Annotated in this window: 14 protein-coding genes; 7 read left to right on the forward strand and 7 right to left on the reverse strand. The window is 58.1% G+C overall.

From position 1 onward, the window contains the following. Positions 1 to 20 precede the first annotated feature (20 nt). From E4656_RS01010 to E4656_RS01040, 7 genes are all read left to right on the forward strand, one after another. Positions 21 to 914, forward strand: coding sequence for a substrate-binding domain-containing protein (locus E4656_RS01010; protein ID WP_135480371.1), 894 nt, complete (start codon positions 21 to 23; stop codon positions 912 to 914). A 235-nt stretch (positions 915 to 1,149) separates the two neighbouring features. Further along, on the forward strand, positions 1,150 to 2,346 hold the full coding sequence (locus E4656_RS01015; protein WP_135480373.1) for a GGDEF domain-containing protein: 1,197 nt from the start codon (positions 1,150 to 1,152) through the stop codon (positions 2,344 to 2,346). A 158-nt stretch (positions 2,347 to 2,504) separates the two neighbouring features. Next, on the forward strand, positions 2,505 to 5,384 hold the full coding sequence (locus E4656_RS01020; protein WP_167855877.1) for a BREX system ATP-binding domain-containing protein: 2,880 nt from the start codon (positions 2,505 to 2,507) through the stop codon (positions 5,382 to 5,384). Between the two features lie 9 nt (positions 5,385 to 5,393). Then, positions 5,394 to 7,568: a DEAD/DEAH box helicase gene (locus E4656_RS01025; RefSeq protein WP_167855878.1), complete on the forward strand. Its 2,175-nt coding sequence runs from the start codon at positions 5,394 to 5,396 to the stop codon at positions 7,566 to 7,568. A gap of 15 nt (positions 7,569 to 7,583) precedes the next feature. Beyond that, the gene (locus tag E4656_RS01030; RefSeq protein ID WP_135480378.1) at positions 7,584 to 8,873 is read left to right on the forward strand and encodes an exonuclease domain-containing protein; all 1,290 of its coding nucleotides are present in this window, start codon (positions 7,584 to 7,586) and stop codon (positions 8,871 to 8,873) included. 172 nt (positions 8,874 to 9,045) lie between these two features. After that, the gene (locus E4656_RS01035) at positions 9,046 to 10,728 is read left to right on the forward strand and encodes a tetratricopeptide repeat protein (protein WP_135480380.1); all 1,683 of its coding nucleotides are present in this window, start codon (positions 9,046 to 9,048) and stop codon (positions 10,726 to 10,728) included. After that, positions 10,710 to 11,897 (forward strand): ankyrin repeat domain-containing protein, encoded by a 1,188-nt coding sequence (locus E4656_RS01040; protein ID WP_135480382.1) that lies wholly within the window; start codon positions 10,710 to 10,712, stop codon positions 11,895 to 11,897. Before E4656_RS01035 ends, E4656_RS01040 begins: the two co-directional genes overlap by 19 nt. A gap of 27 nt (positions 11,898 to 11,924) precedes the next feature. Here E4656_RS01040 and arfB read toward each other — a convergent pair whose 3' ends face one another. From arfB to E4656_RS01075, 7 genes are all read right to left on the reverse strand, one after another. Continuing rightward, positions 11,925 to 12,338: an alternative ribosome rescue aminoacyl-tRNA hydrolase ArfB gene (gene arfB / locus E4656_RS01045; protein WP_135480383.1), complete on the reverse strand. Its 414-nt coding sequence runs from the start codon at positions 12,336 to 12,338 to the stop codon at positions 11,925 to 11,927. Positions 12,339 to 12,472: 134 nt separating this feature from the next. Continuing rightward, the gene (gene maiA / locus E4656_RS01050) at positions 12,473 to 13,120 is read right to left on the reverse strand and encodes a maleylacetoacetate isomerase (protein ID WP_135480385.1); all 648 of its coding nucleotides are present in this window, start codon (positions 13,118 to 13,120) and stop codon (positions 12,473 to 12,475) included. Beyond that, complete coding sequence (locus E4656_RS01055) at positions 13,117 to 13,824, reverse strand: fumarylacetoacetate hydrolase family protein (RefSeq protein WP_135480387.1); 708 nt, start codon at positions 13,822 to 13,824, stop codon at positions 13,117 to 13,119. Before E4656_RS01055 ends, maiA begins: the two co-directional genes overlap by 4 nt. Positions 13,825 to 13,919: 95 nt before the next feature. Next, complete coding sequence (locus E4656_RS01060; RefSeq protein ID WP_135480389.1) at positions 13,920 to 15,620, reverse strand: thiamine pyrophosphate-requiring protein; 1,701 nt, start codon at positions 15,618 to 15,620, stop codon at positions 13,920 to 13,922. After that, a complete protein-coding gene (locus E4656_RS01065) occupies positions 15,617 to 17,563 on the reverse strand; it encodes a TRAP transporter permease (protein WP_167855879.1) in 1,947 nt (648 codons plus the stop codon). Before E4656_RS01065 ends, E4656_RS01060 begins: the two co-directional genes overlap by 4 nt. Positions 17,564 to 17,722: 159 nt before the next feature. Beyond that, on the reverse strand, positions 17,723 to 18,700 hold the full coding sequence (locus E4656_RS01070) for a TAXI family TRAP transporter solute-binding subunit (RefSeq protein WP_135480393.1): 978 nt from the start codon (positions 18,698 to 18,700) through the stop codon (positions 17,723 to 17,725). A 62-nt stretch (positions 18,701 to 18,762) separates the two neighbouring features. Then, on the reverse strand, positions 18,763 to 19,947 hold the full coding sequence (locus E4656_RS01075) for an FAD-dependent monooxygenase (protein ID WP_135480395.1): 1,185 nt from the start codon (positions 19,945 to 19,947) through the stop codon (positions 18,763 to 18,765). Positions 19,948 to 19,953 lie beyond the last annotated feature (6 nt).

A 19,953-nucleotide genomic window follows, 5' to 3' on the forward strand; every position in this document is an offset into this window, starting at 1 on the left:
CGCTTGGCCTGGAGGTGGCGATGAGGACCCTGAAACTCACAATATTAGGCTGGCTCTTCGGTTCCGTCCTTTATGCCCATGCAGATTGCGTTGGCGTAATTACAGCCGGTGGCGGATATGTCTTCTGGGGAGAAGTCGAACGTGGCGCCGAGGCGGCCGCCGACGAACTGGGTTTGACCCTCTACACGCGCGGTGCTGCTGATGAAATCAATGTGCAGGCTCAGGGAGCCCTGATCGAGCGAATCTCCAACCTGGGTTGCCGCGGACTGGTACTGGCACCCAACTCCGTTACTCATCTTGAAAGGATCGCCAGCCTGAACGCGGAAGGCATCCCCACAGTGTTCGTCGACCGCGACATCGGTGGCGACCGGGTCAGCGTTATAAAAACGGACAACGACTATGCCGGGGCGTTGGCGGCGCGGGAAATGATCAATGCGCTGGGAACCGAGAGGCAGGTGGCGGTGTTTCGTATGGACCCGGAGGTCGCAACCACGACAGAGCGGGAAGAGGCGTTTATTCGTACCCTGCAGGACGCGGGAGTCACGCTGGTTGTGTCGGATTACCTGGGCACGGAAGTTGGAGATGCGCGCGAGAATGCCTATGCGCTGTTGGTTGCCCACCCGGAGATAGAGGTCGTTTTTACCCCCAATGAATCCACCAGCCTGGGTACCCAGGCAGCGATCAAACGCCTGCCCGTTGCCGACCGACCGATTCACATCGGGTTTGATGCCAATCCGAGACTGATCCAGGCCGTTGAAGACGGGGACATGCTGGGTTTGGTTGAACAGTCGCCCTTTGAAATGGGCTATCAGGGCATTCGAACCGTACACCGTGCTATGCACCAGCAAGCTGTTGAACTCTATCAAAGCGTGCCTGCCACCTTTCGCGTCCGGTCTGATGCCAGCGGCGGGTAATTGAGCTGCCGGAGGGCAACGACCCGAAATCTCTGCTGCTGATCAATGACGGCGTAAACCAGCTTTCTGGCTTCATTTGTTCGGCGAACAGCCGCTAATTATATATATTCAGCAGGAGATGGTCTGAAAGCAAGGTTCCACCAATCTGCTGAATCAACAGCTCGAGACACTGCGAGTCTGACCCCGCCAGGTGAAGGCAAGGCCTCGGCCTGACAGATTCGCGAAAGGGGACTTGATGGATAATCAGCAGACCTCGATTGATCCGGTCAGGCAAGCCGCCAAGGTTGCCATTGTGTACGGTGTGGTCGCCTTTCTGTGGATTGCATTATCGGATTGGCTTCTGCAGCAGTGGGTGGCCGATCCCGAGCGCCTGACGCAACTGCAGACATTCAAGGGTTGGGGGTTCGTCATTGTCACCAGTCTGGCTCTGTTTGCCATCATGCTGCATTTCTTGCGCATTACCGCCAGACATGTCAGGCGCCAGGATGAGCAAAGCCGCCAGCTGCACGGCCTGGGCCAGTTTCGGGAAAGCATCATCGACAATGCCAGCATCTGGATCAATGTGCTGGATCCGCAGTCAAGAATCACGGTCTGGAACAAGGCCGCTGAGCAAATCAGTGGTTATCGCCGGGAGGAGGTGTTCGACAACCCGGCCATCTGGGAGTGGCTGTATCCAGACCCGGATTACCGCCAGGAGGTCATGACCAAGGTTACTGACATTCTGGAAAGGGGGGCCGAGGTGAAGGACTTTGAAACCTGCATCAGATCCAGGGATGGGCAGGAAAAATTCATCTCCTGGAACTCCCGTCGGTTTTTTGATGAAAACGGCCACATGATCGGCTCCATCGCCATCGGTCTGGATATTACCGAGCGCAGAGAGATGGAGCGGGAGCTGGCCAGGCTGGCGGCCAGCGACTCCCTGACCGGACTCGCCACCCGGCGCGAACTGGAGAAACGCTTTCAGGAAGAGTCCGCCCGCTCTTTGCGCTATCAGAACCCCTTGAGCTTGCTGATGGTCGACGTGGACAACTTCAAGCAAATCAATGATGACTTCAGCCACCATGTGGGGGACGAGGTACTCCGTCAGTTGAGTGGCCGGTTGCAGCGGACTGTTCGCGAGGTCGATCACATCGGTCGCTACGGAGGCGACGAACTGGTCATCCTGCTGCCGGAAATGGATGCGCCGGAGGCCAGCGCAATGGCCGAGCGCATTCGCAGGTCCGTCGAGGCCGACTCCCTCCAATGTGACGGCGTTGACAAGCCCATCAAGCTGACCGTCAGCATTGGTGTAGCCAGCTACCCCACCCATGAGCAGTCTCCGGACAACCTGTTCGGCCTTGCTGATCGAGCCATGTACCTGGCCAAGCAATCCGGTCGGAACTGCGTCCGTACTGCGGCCGACAGCCAGGCGCAGGGGAACAGTGAGTCCTGAGCGGCAATTGACTCAGAAAGGGGAAGTATCTCCAGAAGGCACTGTACAGGGATTATGGTCTATTGTTGTATCAGGGGAGCGTTGTAGACGTGAAGGCTGTCTCGACAGCCTTTGCCGGTCAATGACGTCTCGGCATGGCAGAGCGAAAAGGAGGTGTCGTGAATATTATCGAGGTTCTGAAGCAATCCACCGATGAGGGGTTGGACCACCTTGCGAAAGACAAACTGGACGAGGTAGCCAATGTCAGGTTGCCCAGAATTATTGTTGAGCAGGAAATAGCGGCCGCACTCGGTTCTTTCTCTTATGTTGCCGGTGTACTGTCTGCCTCCTACCCGCCTACGTATGCTTTTCTGAAACTGCTGATGGAAGAGCCGGACCATGCGGTGAGCGCTGCCGGTTTCCGGGAGCGGGTCTTGCGTCGGACCGATGAACTGACGGTCTGGGTAGAGTCCGGTGCTGGACTGCCTGGTCACAAAGACTATGGGTTGTATCGGACCATGCTGGCAGCAGCCTGGGAGGATGAGCAGAGGGTCAATGAAAGTGAGGCGCGCATGCTGGAAGCGCTGCGTGAAGCACTTGGCATGAGCATGCGCGAGCATTTGCTGATCGAGCATCATCCGGAAATTCGCAGACTCTGGGACGGCAGCAAGGCCTACGAAAGCGCGCGAAACTATCTACTGTCACGTGGCATTGTTCTGGCATTGGACGAGCAGTACATCCTTGCAGACGAAGTGCGCCTCCAGATTCGGCGGTACTGGGGGATGGAGTTGCATGACGCCGACTATCGAGTGTTGCTTGATCAACTGACGGGCGCGCACCTCAGAGGCGCACTGGAGGCTCATGGATTGCCACTCAGCGGTTCCAAGGATGAACGTATCGAGCGGCTGGTACAGGGATTGATTTCGCCCAGTTCGGTGCTGGAGATGCTGTCTCTGGCTGATTTGAAAGATCTGGCGCGGGGCTTGGGAATGCAGGTGTCCCTGGTCAAGGCAGAACTGGTATCCCGGATCATAGCCCATTTCGATCATCCGCCGGAACACACCGACGCAGAGGAAGAGGTGGTCCAGGAAGTGGAAGAGGAGCCGCCACGGAAATTGGGAGCCGAAGAGCTGTATGGTCTGTTGTCCACGTTCTCGGGAAACCTCCTGTATGAGATGTTGGCCGCTCTCGGGCTGCCGCGCTCTGGCACCAAGGCGGACCGCATCAGCCGTTTGGTCGAAAGCCCCTATTCTGAATACACGATGTTTCAGCAACTGCGACGCAAGGACCTTGTGGCAATTTGTCGCAAGATGAATCTCCCGATTTACGGGCTGAAGGACGAGGTAATCGAGCGACTCTGTGCCGCGCCTGCGCCGGAGGAAGAAGAGGCTCTGGAGGCAGCAGTGGTAACGGACTCGGTGATGCCTGTTGCTGCCGAAGAGGACCAACCGGCTCTGCAGGAATCCGGCAGGGACAAGGCAGTGTCGGCAAGCGCAGTGCCCGGCTTCGAATACGCCTTTCAGAATTACCCGATGCTCGCCGAGGATCAGCAGGTCATGCTAGCGCTGACCCGTGAAGCACGCTCGCTCACTGAACGGGATGTACAGCGGGTAGCCGAACGGCATGGTCTGGGCTGGATGCTGCCAAAGGCCCATATGGCTGAGCTGCTGAGAAAACTGGCCGAGGTCGGCCCACCCCCGATCCGGATTCGCAGTGCCGGTTCGTCCAACATATACGAATGGGTCGACGGTGCTGAGAGTTCGGCAGAGCGCCTGGATAAATGGGCTGCTCGCGACATCATTGATGCACTCCGGCAGGGCGTTGTGCCGGAACGCAACCTGGAAATGATGTATGTGGGGCAGGAAGAGGCTCGGCGTCACATGCGCGAACAGTTCAACTATGTAGCAACCGGGCGCAGTGCGTTCAAATTCATACGAGGGGCCTACGGTTCAGGCAAGTCCTTCATGATGGCCTGGCTGCGGGACGCAGCACTCGATTCGGGATTTGCTGTGGCGACAGTTCGCGTCAGTGCAGAAATGTCACTGGCGAACCTCGCTGATTTCTATCTCGGCATGATGGATGGCTTGCGTGTGCCCGAGAAGCGCAGCGCAAGCGGCCTGTCAGATATTCTCGAAGCCTGGTTGCTGACCATGCAGCGGCGAACGGAACAGGTGGAAGGCATTTCTTCCCGCAATCCGCAGGATCGTGCACGACTGGTAACGCTCGTTCGCGAGCGCATTCAGGAGCAGCTGTCCCAACTGGCCTCTCTCGATGCAGGTCTGGCGCCGGCACTTGGGGCCTTCTACGAAGCCAGAATGGCCGGCAATGAGGAGTTGGCGATGCAGGCGCGCGCCTGGCTGCGGGGCGACAGAAGCCTGCCCAACTCGGCACTGCGCCAGATTGGCGTACGCGGAAGCCTTGAGCCGGAACAGGTGTTGCCCAGGCTCCGTGCATTGCTCGAGATCATCGAGGTGACGCACTTGCGGGGCCTGGTGATCCTTATCGATGAGCTGGAGCTGGTGCGGCGACGTCCGCACAAGGGCACACGGGATCAGGCGTATGAAACCCTGCGGGCCCTGATTGATGAAGTCGGCGAGAATCGCCTGCCGCGCTGTCTGCTGGTCTCCACAGGTACCGATACCTTCTTCGATGATCGTCGCTACGGTCTGGCGAGCTATGAGGCACTGTATCACCGTGTTTGTGCTCCGGAATTGACGGAAAGCTTCAACAGTGTACGCCAGCCGGTCATTCGACTCGAAGGGCTCAACCGGGAGCGGTTGATTGAGTTGGCGACCCGGGCGCGAAGCATTCATGCCAGGGCCTACCACTGGGAGGCCGAGCAGCGCCTCCCGGACAGAGACCTACAGGCACTGGTGGACAAGTGGACAGAGTTCGGTGGCGATTGTATCGACCGCCTGCCTCGACCGTTTTTGCGCCAACTGGTGCACGTGCTCGATATCTGTGAAGAAAATCCACAGATTCAGGCCAGTGAGTGCTTCGCTGATCCAGAAGAAGACCCCGAGGCCAATGAGGCCCTGATGCGGCTGATCACCGAATAGGAGTGAATGATGGCCGTGCAGGCATTGGAGAAGCTGAACCCGGGGCTTCAGCGCTGGATCAAGGAACAGGGGTGGGGCGGGCTGCGCCCCATTCAGGAAGCAGCGCTGGATCCGATCCTGAGCGGTGAAAGCTGCGTGATTGAGGCGCCCACGGCGGGCGGCAAGACAGAGGCAGTGTTGTTCCCTGCCCTGACCAGGGCAGCACTTGAACCACAGGATTCGGTTCAGGTGCTTTACATTGCGCCGCTGCGGGCGCTGCTGAATAACCTTGAGATGCGTGGCGAAGACTACGCTCGCTGCTGCGGCTTGCACGCCTTCAAATGGCATGGTGATGTCAGTCAGGACAAAAAAGTGGAGAGTCTTCGGGCGCCTCCCAACCTGCTGCTGACCACACCAGAATCCATCGAGGCCATTCTTCTGCGCAAACCCGCCTGGCGCAAGTTCTTTCGGGCGTTGGACACGGTTGTGATCGATGAGGCGCACAATTTCGCCGGTGGTGACAGAGGCGGACATTTACTGGCGTTGCTGGCGCGACTGGAAGCGGGGATTGGGCGGCCGTTGCAGCGCATAGCGGTCAGCGCCACCATCGGCAACCCGGATGCCATGTGTCAATGGCTGAGTGGTGTGCGTCAGCCAGCCAGGCGGATTCAGGTTTCGGGCAAGGCCGGTCAGCGCAACGATTTTCTGGTGCATCATTTTGACGACCGGGGCGAGACGGAAGAGACGCCAACGACAGAGCGCGCCTATATGCGCCTGCTTACAACATTGACGTCAGAGTTGAAAGGCAAGCGCAGCATTACCTTTGTACGGTCACGCTCCCGAGCGGAAGACATAGCCAAGGCACTGCAGCAGTTCACGCATGATCGTATTCGGGTGCGAACGCATCACTCCAATGTCAGCAAGTTCTTTCGGGAAGAAGCGGAAAACCTGATTCAGCAAGCTGGGGAGCAGGGCATTGAAGCCATCATCAGCACCTCTACGTTGGAGTTGGGTATCGATATCGGTGAGTTGGACCGGGTCATACAAATGAGCGGGCTCAGCAGCCCCAGTGCTTTTCTGCAGAGGGTGGGCCGGACCGGGCGACGGCCGGGCAAGCCCCGGCACTTTCGCGGCCTGACACAGGATGAAGACGACCTGCTGTTGTTGACGGCAACAGTATCGCTGGGCATCGAGCACCGCTCGGAGTCTCTGAGATTGCGCCAGCGCGCCTTTCATCTGTTGGCTCATCAAATTCTTTGCCTGTCGCTTCAGAACCATGGCATTGCGGCTGACGAAGGGTGGTCGCTGCTAGGTGACACCTATGCGTTTTCGAAGATCGAAAAGGCAGAGTATGACCGACTGATTCGTCATATGCTGGCGGAGGATTTCCTTCGTGAGGCCGACGGTGTTCTGGTGGTTGGTGAAGCCGCAGAGAAACGCTACCTGTCAGGCAACTGGCGCAAGCTGTTTGCCGTCTTCAGCACGGCGCCGCTTTACGACGTGATGGAAGGCCGCACTCAGGTGGGCACGCTGGACAGCAGTTTTGTCGAAGGGCTGGAACTGCCATTCTACTTCACCCTTGCGGGTAAGCTCTGGAAAGCGCTTAGCGTGGATTTTGACAGCCATCTGGTCAAGGCTGCCAGAGCGAGCGAAGGCATCGTGCCCAAGTGGCAGTCGTTCGGTGGGCCTGATGTGCCGCTGGAGACCGCACAACGGGTGGGTGAATTGGTCAACGGCTTTTGTCCGCTGCCGGACTATCTCGACCCTGCTGCATTGAGCGTCATGGCCGCACAGTGTCGAGAGAGCCCGGGCAAAGGGGGCTGGACTCCGCAGTCGATTCAGGTTCGCCGAACGGACAGTGGCAAAGTCGTGATCGTGACTTACGCCGGGGATACTTTGAACCGAACTCTGGCCAAGCTGTTGGAAGCCAAGGGCCGCAAGGTAGTCGGCAACTATGCTGAGGTGGTGGTTTCCGAGAAAGCCTCCGAAGCAGGTGAGCCTGAGCGACAGGTCTGGAGGGTACTGGAACAGCTAGCCACTGAAGGCGCGAAGCAGGTGTTTGCCGAGGCACTGCAGGGCGCTCAGAAGGCATGGCCATTCTCGCCATTCCAGCCCATGTTACCGGATGATCTGACGCGCGCCGCCCTGGTCGATGAAACCACTGATCTGTCGGGTTTGTGTGAATTTCTGAAAGTCAGGTTGTAGCGCAGGGAGGAACTTATGTACGCAGTTGTCGATACTGAAACCACCGGTCTCAGCCCGAAGTCTGACCGCATCATTGAAATGGCCATTATTGGGTTGGATGAAAACGGAGAACAGGAGTGGGAATGGTGCTCGCTGATCAACCCGGAGCGGGACACGGGACATGGCCTAGTGGTCAGAGTCCATCAGATCTACCCCCGGGATGTGCAGGACGCCCCCACCTTTGCCGATTTCGCCGGACATGTCTTGAGCCTGCTTTCCGGGCGGGCAGTGATTGCACACAATGCGGCCTTTGACCTGGGGATGTTGGCGGCGGAGTTTGAACGCTTGCAGAGCCCTTTGCCGCAACTGCCGCAGATTTGCACCATGACGCTGGCGCGGCAGTCGGGTTTCAGAAAGTCCGGGCTGGGTGCATGCTGTCAGGCACTGGGTATTCAGATGGAGGGGGCGCACCATGCGCTGGCCGACGCACGAGCGACTGCAGCATTGGCGAGAGAACTGGTAGGTTTCCCGGCGTGGTCCGTTCAGAGGGAGGTGGAGACCTGCTTCCAGAACATGGGGGCCTGGCCCACCGTCCCGGTTGCACAATGGGAGCCGGTCCTGCGGCCGATAGTGCCTGCACGTAATACTGTGCGCGATGGGGGTGCCCACATGCAAGTGGAAAACGCGCCAGGCAACGAGCCGCCATTGGGTGATGGGGAGGCTCCGCTAGTAGAGGCCTGGTCCATGGATCAGGAAACACCGGAATCTCGTTATTTGGCTGCTGTGGAGTGGGTTCTGGAAGATCGCGAGATCTCCACCGAGCAGCAGCAGGCACTGGCGGAACTGCGCACAGAGCTGGGGCTCAGCGAGGTTCAGGTAATGGAGGTTCATCGAACCTTCCTGAGAGGGCTGGCAGGCAGCATGTGGCGCAGTGGTTCGATCTCTGCCCATGAACAGTATGATCTGGAACTAGTCGGTGCAGCTCTGCAATTGGGCTCTGAAGAGGTGGCTGAGGCCCGGGCCAATCCCATCGGTCTGGATCTGACCAACGAAGACTATCTACTCAAGCCGGAGGCTCGGGTTGTTTTTACCGGCGAAATGTCCATTGCACGCTCGGAATGGAAAAGCAGAGCCACCGCAGCAGGTTTGCGGGTTGTCGGATCGGTTTCTGGCAAGACCGACTTTCTGGTGGTGCCATTTGGGGAGACGGGCTCAGGCAAGTCGGTCAAGGCACGAAAGCTTGGGGTGAGGGTCGTCAGTGAACAACGTTTTCGGCGCATGATTGAACGCCTGGAGCGCGATGGTGCAAGAGCAACTGATTATTGAAGGATTCCGGACACCCACTGAAGATTTAATGCACCTCAAGGCCCGCAGTGCATGCACTCGGTGCAGTTCGGCGTACAACACACCACAGAGCCAGTTGCAGTTGGTGTTTGGTTGCCAACAAAAATATTGACGTCTAGTATGTCAATAGATCGTATAGGGAAGGTTGTAGTTTATGTTTCAGGGACTCGGTGGTGGCAGCCGCATTCTGGTGGGCAGTGTGGCCCTGCTGTGTTTTCAGGCTTTGCCACTGCCCGGCGATGCCCAAACGCGGGGTTTTTCAGAGCAGAGAACTGAGTTGATCACGCATCCGGAACCGGTAGAGCGACACCAGTCACCGCTGCGAGATTATTCCCATCAGGAGAGCCAGCAGCGCGTGCTGCAATGGCTTCGGGATGCCGACTACACAGCCATGGAAGACTATTTCGCCCCCTGCTTTGACAACCCGCCGGTGCTGGGAAGGCTGGAACTGGATTGCCATCAACGGCTCGAGGTTTCGGCGGTCTATGATCTGGAAATTCAATCTGCCCTTCAATTCTGGACCATCGAACATCCCGACAGCTACCTGGCTGCTGTGCTTATGGCCAACCATCTGTGGGAAGCAGCGTGGGCGCATCGTGGGTTCGGATTCTCCAACACCATAAGCAGCGAGCGCATGGACAGTTACAGCTCCTACCTGGAAGGGGCATCTGTTTATGCCGAATCCGCACGGGTTCTGGCGCCGGAGCAGCCTTATGCGGTGGCGATACTGGTGAATCTGTATGGCAGCCAGACCCATCTCAATGATCAGGCCCGGGTGCTGTACGACAGTTATCTGGATGCCAACCCCTACAGCTATATTGTGCGTCAGGAGCACCTGACTCGACTGCAGCCCCGCTGGGGCGGTTCCGATGTTGAATTGCAGGAACTGGTGGATTCGGCAGCTCCTTATCTGGAGGGCAACAGCCAACTGCAACTGCTTTTTCGCTGGCCGGCTGTGTCCATTGCCAACGATTTCCGTACGGGCTACGGTCACCGCGCTCGGGACTCTGAGCGAGCGCTCGAGATGTACCGGTCAGAGCTGGAGGAGCACCCGGACGCAAGCGACACGCGCCTTCAGTTCATTAGTCTGCGCTCGGAGCTTGATGATTATCATCTTGAGGCGCTGCAGGACCTGCAGCCGTTCGTGCGTGATTACCTGCTAACGCACCGAAGTCACAACACACTCAACCTCGCCATGTATCGCGTCTCAGCGTATTTGCCGCGCCTGCACCTGAACGAGCGTGCCCTGAGCCTGCACCCGGATTCCCCGGTACTGCATGCCAAACTGGGCGATGCCTACCGTACCCTGGAGTGGCATGATCTCGCGGTGGAGGCGTATGAGACGGCGCGGCAGCGGGCGCCGTTCGATATACTGGTCGAGCGAGAATATCGTCGTGCGCAGAGGGCACTCGGTGTTGAAGTGCCGGAATGGTCAGAGGACATTGACTATCTGTTCGATTATCTGGTGCATGTGTTTCCGGCCGAACAGTATCTGCCGAGTTTTGTAGAAGGTGCCGCTCAGCAGATTGCAGATCTGGGTGGAACCGCCACGCTGGATGAAATACGAGCAGCGCTTGAATACCAGATTTCTCATGCCGATATCCGGCGCGACATGGAGAGCTTCTGGCGTCGGCAAGCGCTGGACCTCGACGCACTGGACGTCATAACAACCTTCTATGCCGAAATGCGTTCCTGCGCCTGCCATTACACCGAAGCCCACCGTGAGCGTCTGAGAGAGCGTGCCGTCTCGGAACATGAACCCCTGCTGCAGGCCGCTCTGGATCAGGCCTGGGAGTACTATGTACGGAGGGTCAACGCATGGCTGAATGCACTGTGAAGAAGGCCCGGTGGCATCGGGTTCCGGTGTTGCTGTTGGTTCTGCTGTTGGCCCTGACGGGTTGTGCGCGGCAGACGCAGCAGCCGGTGGCCACTGAAACGTTCACCCAGCCGCATCTGCACAGCCTGCTGGAGGCGGGTGAATGGACAGCCGAACTGCAGGCCCTGTTGAACGAGCCAGGCGTCGATCTCTTTGTGCACTACCAGCACCAAAGTGCCATGGACATTGGCCTGTCCAGTGAAAACCCGGATATTCGGCAGCACTTTGAACAACTGCTGCGCAGTCAGCGGTCAGCCATTGCAGAGGCCCATTATCACGTCCTGGGTAACGATGTTGAGGGTATGGATGCCCTGGTGCGCCGGGGCCTGCATCTGAATGCAACCCAATTTCCAGAGTCGCCTACTCACCTGGTACAGGAGGCGGTTCGTCTGCAGCACACCGAAATTCTGGACTACCTGCTGAGTACCGGCATGAACCCGGGGCTGGCCAGGCCCAGTGGCTGGACGGGTCTGCACCAGACGATAGACGACCAATACTTGGAAGGTGTGGAATTGCTGCTGGCTGCCGGAGCACCTGTGGACGCAGTGACCAACAGTGGCTGGACACCGCTGATCCTTGCCTCAGACCACGGCTTCCTGAAGGGCGCTGAGGCGTTGTCGGAGTCCGGGGCAGACCTGAATGCGAAGACTGAAGACACCTGGACAGCACTGATGTTTGCGGTCGATAACGGGCACATTGATACGGTGCGTGAACTGCTGGAGCAGGGCGCAGCGGTGAACCTGACAAACTCTTCCGACTGGACCCCGCTGCACTTCACCGTCAACATGGACAATGATCACGCCGATATCGCACAGTTGCTGATCGAGCATGGCGCTCGGGTAGATGCGTTCCAGTATACCGGTTATACGCCCCTGCATCTGGCGGCCTACAGAGGCCACAACAACACCTTGCAGGTACTGGCTGACGCTGGGGCGCACATTGACAACCGGCACCGGTCAGGGCGCACGCCCCTGATGGACGCCGCAGAGAACGGGCATCTGGCAACGGTCGAGCTGCTGCTGGCTCTGGGTGCGGATGCCGGGATCGAGAGCCTGATAGAGGAAACAGCGTTGCAGTTGGCCCGCGAAAATGAACACTCGGACATCGTTGAGTTGTTGCAGAACCATTGAGCAAGCAGCGCCTGTGGTCGGCAGGCTTCAGGGCTCCACCTTCCCCCGCAACGCCTTGGTCTTGCCCTTGCGGGTTTTGCTGTCGACGCGGCGGCGCTTGGCCGACCGAGTCGGTTTGGTGGGGCGTCGTGGCTTTTCCTGTTTGACGGCATCCAGGATCAGGGTTTTCAGGCGCTGCAGAGCATCTTCCTTGTTTTTCTCCAGGGTGCGGAAAGACTGCGCCTTGATGATGATTACGCCCTCCTTGCTGATGCGCTGGTCGGACAGCGCCATCAGACGCTCCTTGTAAAAGGGCGGCAGGCTCGAGTTCGGAATATCGAACCGCAGGTGCACGGCAGTGGCCACCTTGTTGACGTTCTGACCGCCCGCGCCCTGAGCACGGATCTGGGTGATCTCGATTTCCCAGTCCGCCAACTCGACTGTATTGGATAGTTTCAGCATGGTGGGGATATTAGGGCAGAGGTGCCGGAACCTCAAATCGGCATGCGGGCTGCGCAATATGATGGCACTATGACTGTTGAATCAAACCGCAACCCTTGGGGCTGCGGTAGAGCAATGCTTTGATTTCATGAGGTTTAACTGGCATGGGGGTGCTTTTCGGGCAGGGCGTCAACAAACTCTGGTAATTGCAGGCATCGCTCATAAATGCTTTCAATGATGGGATATGGAGTCATGTCGACGTTAAAGCGCCGGTTGTTGGCCACTTGGGCAAACAGACAGATATCAGCCAATCCGGGCTGATGGCCATAGCAAAACGTTCTTCGACGTTCGTCATTTGCGAGTTGCTGTTCCAGCCCAGTGAACGTTTCATTCACCCAATGGCGGAACCAGATGCTGACCGTCTCCTCGCTTTGATTCAGCTCTTTGCCAATGTACTGCAATACTCGCAAGTTGTTCAGCGGGTGAAGGTCACAGGCCACATTGCAGGCGAGGCTTTTTACCCAGGCTTTGTCCAGCCGGTCGGCCGGTACCAGCGGATGGCGTGGGTATGCATCGTCCAAATATTCCATGATCACCAACGATTGAGTGAGCACAGTACCGTCATTCAGTTCCAGCGCTGGCACCAGTCCTTGGGGGTTTAGTCCCAGAAAGTTTGACTCTTTGTGTTCGTGTTCGCGAAGCACATAAGATTTGTGTTCGTAGTCAATGCCCTTCAGGTGGAGCGCTGCACGCACACGCACCGACGCTGAACTGCGAAAAAAGTTATGCAGTATTAAACTCATGCTCCCACCTTCGGCTCCACGATGGTGATGTTGTGTTCACCCACACCATCAATGCCACCGGTTACTTTATCGCCTACTTCAATGGGTCCAACACCTGACGGAGTGCCGGTGTATATCAGATCGCCGGGTCGAATGCGCATGGTGTGCGACAGGATAGACACTATTTCTTCCACATCCCATATCAAGTCAGCAATGTCCAGGTCCTGCTTTACTTCACCATTGACTGCTAGCCATATCCGACCGGTCGTGGGATGTCCGATTTTGCTCGCTGGCTTGATTGGCCCGATGACGGCAGAGTCATCAAACGCCTTCCCCCAGTCCCACGGCCGACCCGTTTCCCGCGCGGCAAGCTGAAGGTCACGGCGGGTCAAGTCATTACCAACGGCATAGCCATAAATGTAATCATTCGCTCTTTCTGTGGGGATCTGGAATCCTGCTTTACCAATAGCCACCACCAATTCAATTTCGTAATGAAAGTTTTTGGTTTCCGGTGGGTAAGGCACATCACCGCCGTCTGATATGATCGCGTCTGCTGGTTTGGTGAAGAAAAACGGGAATTCGCGATTGGGGTCACGGCCCATTTCCCGAGCGTGGGCTTCATAATTGCGACCTACACAGAATATGCGACGTACGGGAAAATATTTACTGTCTCCATCAATTGGTACAGATGGGGTAGGTTGGGGGGCAAATAAGTATTCAGTCATGGGAATTCTCCATTCAGTCAGGTTTAGGTGAAGTTGATCAGCTGCGGGCTTCTCGCCATCCACTGACCCCTTCAGGGCACTCTCCAGGTTATCGGTCAGAATCCGTCAGTCTTCGCTGTTGTTACCTCAATCAACACTTGTCGACGTTCGTTGCTCACCACCTGGATGGCTTCCTCCAGCACCGTCTGCAGGTCGCCACCGGTTTCTACTCTGGCGGTCCAGGCACGGCTGGCCTGCGCAATCAACAGAAAGTCGGGGCTGGGGGACAGATCAGTCATGGTGGGCTTGTCCTGTCGGGAAGCGGCTCCGTCCGGGAACATGTTCAGTGCCGCTCGGCGAGTAGCATTCCACGCGCTGTTGTTGAGTACGATAGTCAGAATGGGCAGGCCGAACCGCTCCGCCACCTGGTGGCATGCCACCGGGTTGGCAAACTGGTAGGAGCCATCGCCGACGCAACTGATAACCAGTCGCTCGGGGTGTGCCAACTTGGCGCCCAGGGCAGCGGGCAGGCCCCAACCCAGGCCGCCGGAAAAGGGTGGAGTAAACCATTGATTGGGGCCTGATACACGGGCAGGCCCGGGCGGCGGCCCCAGTTCGGAAAACACCAGCGCATTGGCATTCAGATGTTTGCTGAGTGCGTGGGCAATAAAGGCGGGAGGAACCGGCGACTGTTCGGCCATGCTTTTCCAGTCGGCCCTGGTAGCGTTGGGCTTTGCCTTCATGTCGGCCTGATGCAGGTTGCGATGCGGCGCCAGATTTTGTTCACGCATCACACTGGCAATGGCTTCAATGGCCTCAGATGGGTCCGCCTGCAGAGCAATGTCGATGGGGTGGTTGCGCATGGGCAGGTGGCTGAACAATGGGTCTGCTCCGACATGCATGAGGGTGGCACCCTCCCGGGGCTGGGTGTGGCGCTGAATCCAGGGTACCGGGCTGTCAATGACCAGGACGGCGTCAGCGTGGCTCAGATGGTCACCCAATTGATACCCCAGATGCTGTGGGTGGCTCGCTGACATCACATTACGGATAGGGAAGGGTTCAACCACTGGAATACCGAAGGACGCTGAAAACTCGGCCAGTGAGGCACCGAGTCGTCCCTCCGGGTCACCGCGCTGACAGATGATCAGCGGCGCTTTCGAGGCCAGCAGTATTTCCGCCACGCGCACCACGGTCGCCGGGTCCGAAGTGCCGGCATGGGCCGGTTGCTGGCAGCGGGGGTCGTCGGGTTGCCGCCCGCCGGTAATGGTTTCTGCCAGAGGTTCGCGCGGCAGGGCAAGAAATACCGGGCCGAAGGGGTGGCTCATGGCCACTGCTACGGCGCGGTCAACGGCATCCACCATCTGCTCTCCGTAGCGCAGCTCGTAGTCCCATTTCACCGCTTCGCGCACCATGGCGGTCTGATCCCGCATTTCCTGACCATACTGGATGGGCGTCATGCGGCTGCCGTGGCGCTGATACTCGGTAATAGGCGTGCGGCCCGCCAGCATGATGATGGGCACATTGTCGCTTTGCGCATTCAGCAGGCCCATCACACTATTGGCCAGCCCCACATTCACATGCACCATTACCGCCTGTGGTCTGCCGGTGACCAGAAAGTAACTATGTGCCATGGCCACGGCAGCGGTCTCATGCGGTATCACCAGCGGTTCCGGAAATCGGGTGCGGGCTTCCTCGCCGGCGGCTTCATAGGCTTCGATGATGGGCGCGAAATCGGTACCTGCGTTCGCAAACAGGTACTCTACACCGTGAAACCCGAGGCGCTGTAGCAGTGCCTTGGCCGCCGTTATCTCACTCATGCTTCAGCGCTCCTTGGGACCAGCCAGTGCCTCTGCGCGATCAAGGCAAATGCCAGTACACCCGCCGCGTAGGCAACCCAATGGTAGGTCTGACTGGTGATCCCAATCAGCACAGCACCACCAGCCGCCAACAGGATCAGGCGATTGAGGGGTCCTAGTCGACCCTTCAGATAACCGGAGAAAGCGCCGTTCATAAGCAGCACCAGCAGCACGGCAGCGGCAACCACTTCTATCAGCCCGGTCGCGTCAAAGTGCGCCTGGTTGAGCAGGAACTCTGGTCTGAATACAAAGATGAACGGCACCAGATAAGCGATCCAGGCGTAGCGCATGGCAGTAAACGCGACCCCCAACGGTCGCTCATCGGCGATACTGGAGGCCGCGTAGGCCGCGATGGCGATCGGGGGAGTGATCATGGACATCATGCCGAAGTAGAGTACGAACATGTGGGCCGACAGTTTCGGCACGCCTGCCGCCATCAGTGCTGGTACCACCAGTGCCGCCAGCAGTACATAGACGGCTACAGTGGGCATGCCCATGCCCAGCACGATACTGATCAGTCCGGCCATGACCAGCAGTGCCACCAGATTGCCGCCGGCCATTTCAACAATGATGCGAGTCAGGCCAAACACCAGCCCGGTGCCGTTCAGCACGCCGATGACAAACCCGGCGGCGGCGACGATGAGAATGATTTCAATCGATGTTCTGCCGGCCATCTGCATGGCTATAAAGAGGTCTCTTGCGCGAATGCGGTCGCCGCCATAGCCGCGCAGAAGCCCAAGCAGGGCCACAGCCCCGGTGGCCCACAAGGCCGCTGCCTGAGGTGACCGATTGAAGGTGAAAAGCATGACCACCAGCAGGACAAAGGGCAGCAGAAAATGGCCGCCATTCCACATCACCTGACCGATAGGTTTGCGCTCGACCTTGGGGATAGCCTTGACCTTGAGTCGAATGGAGTCTGCGTCAGATTGCATGAACACGGCAAAGAAGAAGAACAGAGCGGGCAGAATGGCTGCCACTACAATGGTTTGGTAGGGCGTTTGTGACAGCTCGGCCATAAGGAAGGCTGCCGCGCCCATGACCGGTGGCATAAACTGCCCGCCAGTGGAGGCCACGGATTCGGTGGCAGCAGCCACTCGCCCGGAGAAACCGGAGCGCTTCATCAATGGAATCGAGATCACCCCGGTAGACGCCACGTTGGATACCGCACTGCCGGAAATGGTGCCAAAAAACGCGGACGCCACGATGGCGATCTTGGCGGCACCGCCTCGGAAACCGCCCATGATGGCGACAGCCAGATCGGAAAAGAACTCACCGCCACCGGCACGATTGAGCAGTGCACCGAAATATATGAAAGGAATCACCACGGTCACACCAATGGTCAGCGGCAGACCAACCATGGCCGTGGTGTCCAGCGTCAGGTGGGGTCCGAGATCAATCAGGTCCCAGGGTCTGGCCGTGAAAGGAGCGGGTGCATTATCGCCGAACAGGCCGTAGGCCATGAACACCAGCACGATGATGACCAGGGGCCAGCCCACCATGCGCCGCAGGCCGTCAATGACCAGGGGTACGATAATGGCGGAAATGGCGAAAGCCTCCTCCGGGTAGTAAAACATCTGCTCTGATAGTATTCGATAGCGATACGCCGCATAGGCACAGGCCGCGAAACCGGCGGTCGCGAGCAGCATATTGAGGTAAGCGGGTCGGCCCGTGTACTCCCGGCCGCGAATGTCCCGGGACAGATACACCAGGGAGATACAAAGGCCAAGTACAACCAGCGAAAACTCCTGGACCAGAAAAGGCTGACCCAGAATCGATCGATGCAGATCGCCCGTCCAGGCAATAACAATCAGGGTAATGGTGCCTGCCAGTAGCCAGCGAAACCAGGTGGCCAGTGGTGGCGGAAGCTGTGGGCTACTGTCTTGAGTCTGGCTGGGTTGGGTCATGAGGTCTGGTCCGATTATTGTCGTTGTGTGGAGCCTCTGAACCATCCCCCACGACACCTTGCGCGTGCCGAACAGAATGGTACAGGGCTGCCTAACCGAAGAGCCATGGGATGTCGGGCACCCCCGTCAATCGACGTCAGAGCGTTGACTCAGCTCGTATCACTCGTGCCACAGTCCGTTGTCCTGATAGTACTGAATGGCGCCCGGGTGATGAGGCATGCCCACGTCCTTGCCCATCATCTCGGGGTCGAGGCCACTGAGCGGCGCGTAGTTGGACGCCAGTGCCTCACGGTGTTCAATCATGCTGCCGACGAGATTGTAGATCACTTCATCAGGTACATGGGCACCCGTGTACAGAATGTAATCATAGGCCATCAGCGGCATGGTTTCGTGAACGCCGGTCAGGTCCTCGCGGGGGTCGACACTACTGATGTAAGTCTGTGGCATTACCTCCTGCATACGAGCCTCTGCTTCCGGCGAGTCATTGATTGGAATGTAACGCAGACCGCCCACAGAGGCGTCCACTTCGTTCACCTTGCCGGCACCCAGGGCAAAGAAACCTACGTCGGTCTGACCCGCAGCGAAATCATCCGCGTTGGAGATGATGCCGGAGGTGGGGACACCCTGCATGTCGTCCAGAGTCAGGTCAGCATTGGCAAGCAGGGCTTCGGTCAGAGAGCCGATGATGCGCTGACCGCTGTATTCCGATGAAATACGCAGCCCTTCAATGTCATTGATGTGCTGGATGTCTGAATCTTCACGGACAAAGAAACCGACTTCAAAGGGATAGACGACACCGACAATGCGCAGGTTCTCATGTGGACGACCATCGAACGGCCCTCTGCCTTCCACTGCGTTTGTCACCTCGAGGATATTGGCCAGGCCAAAGTCGGTGCGCCCCGTATCGACCAGGGGTACCACACGACCGGTACCGCCATAGGGCTGTACGGTAAAGTCTTCCGGCGTTTCGCTGGAAATTACATTGGCGATGGCGGCGCCAATGCCATAGGTGGCAGAACCCTGGCCTGAGGTTCCGATGCCCAGTTGCTGAGCCTGTGCACTGGCTACAAAAGCCAGGCTGAGCCCCAGGGCCACGAGGCCCTTGTGGTTGATGCTCGCTATCTTGGTAGTTGTCATTGTTATCTCCCGATGATTTCGGTTATCAACAGTTTAAAAACCCGCTCATTACCCGCTGGTGGTTACATCAGAGGGACGTTGACGGGGTCGTACGAGAACAGCCAGGCGGAGCGTTCAGCATTCATGTCGCGCTTGGCAAATGCATCACGCAGTGCCTGAGTGCTGTCCAGATGGAACAGGTCCCGGTTGGCGGAGGATTCGTTGACAATACGAGCAGTACGGTCCACCCGGTTCCGCTGATACAGATCGATCGCCGCCGTAGCGTCCGACTCCATCTGCACCGCTCGCGCCAACACAGCGGCATCCTCAACCGCCATGGCAGCACCCTGAGCCATGTAGGGCAGGGTGGGGTGTGCCGCATCACCCAACAGGGTGGCGCGTTGGGTGCTCCAGTTGCGGATGGGGGCACGGTTGTTCATGGCCCAGCGGTAGCACTTGTCACGGTCCGCATGCTGGATGATCTCCTGAATGGTGGGGTGCCAATCGGCAAAATCCCGTACCATTTCTTCCCAGGGAGCGACCGCGACCCAGGATTCATCGTCCCACTCTTCATGCTCAACACAGCCCACCAGGTTCAGCAACTCCCCGCCACGCAATGGGTAGGTCACGGCGTGTTTGCCGGGGCCAACCCAGATGTCGACGCTGGTCTGGCGGTGCTCCTGTGGCAGGTCATTCATGGGAACAATGATGCGCCAGGAGGCGTCGCCGGTGTAGTTCACCGGGGTGTCGCCGGCGATCTGCTTGCGAATGGAAGATTTGATGCCATCAGCGCCAATCAGCAGGTCGCCGTGAGCAGGCTCACGGTTGGTAAAGTGCAGGGTGATACCGTGCTCGTCTTCGACAAACTCGGCGGCTTCAGCGCACAGGTGGATAGCGTCCTTCTTCAGTTCACGTACACGGTCCACCAGTATTCGGTGCAGATCGGCACGGTGTACGGAAATGTAGGGTACATCGTGTCGTTGTTCGTATTGATTGCCCAGCGGGATGTGCTGCAGGACGTCACCTTCATCGTATACGCGAAAACGATATTCGTCCGGCCTGTAGCCACAGTCGACCAAGCGGTCCAGTAGCCCCAGGTGCTGGTACACACGACTGGCGTTGGCGCTGACCTGAATACCGGCACCCACCTCCCCGAGTTGTGACGCCTGTTCGTAGATTTCCACGTCAACACCGGCCTGTAGCAGGCTGGCGGCAGCGGTCAGACCACCAATGCCGCCGCCGGCGATGATTACTTTCTCTATGGACATAAGCTT

The organism is Natronospirillum operosum, from assembly GCF_004768465.1.
GTDB lineage: Bacteria > Pseudomonadota > Gammaproteobacteria > Pseudomonadales > Natronospirillaceae > Natronospirillum > Natronospirillum operosum.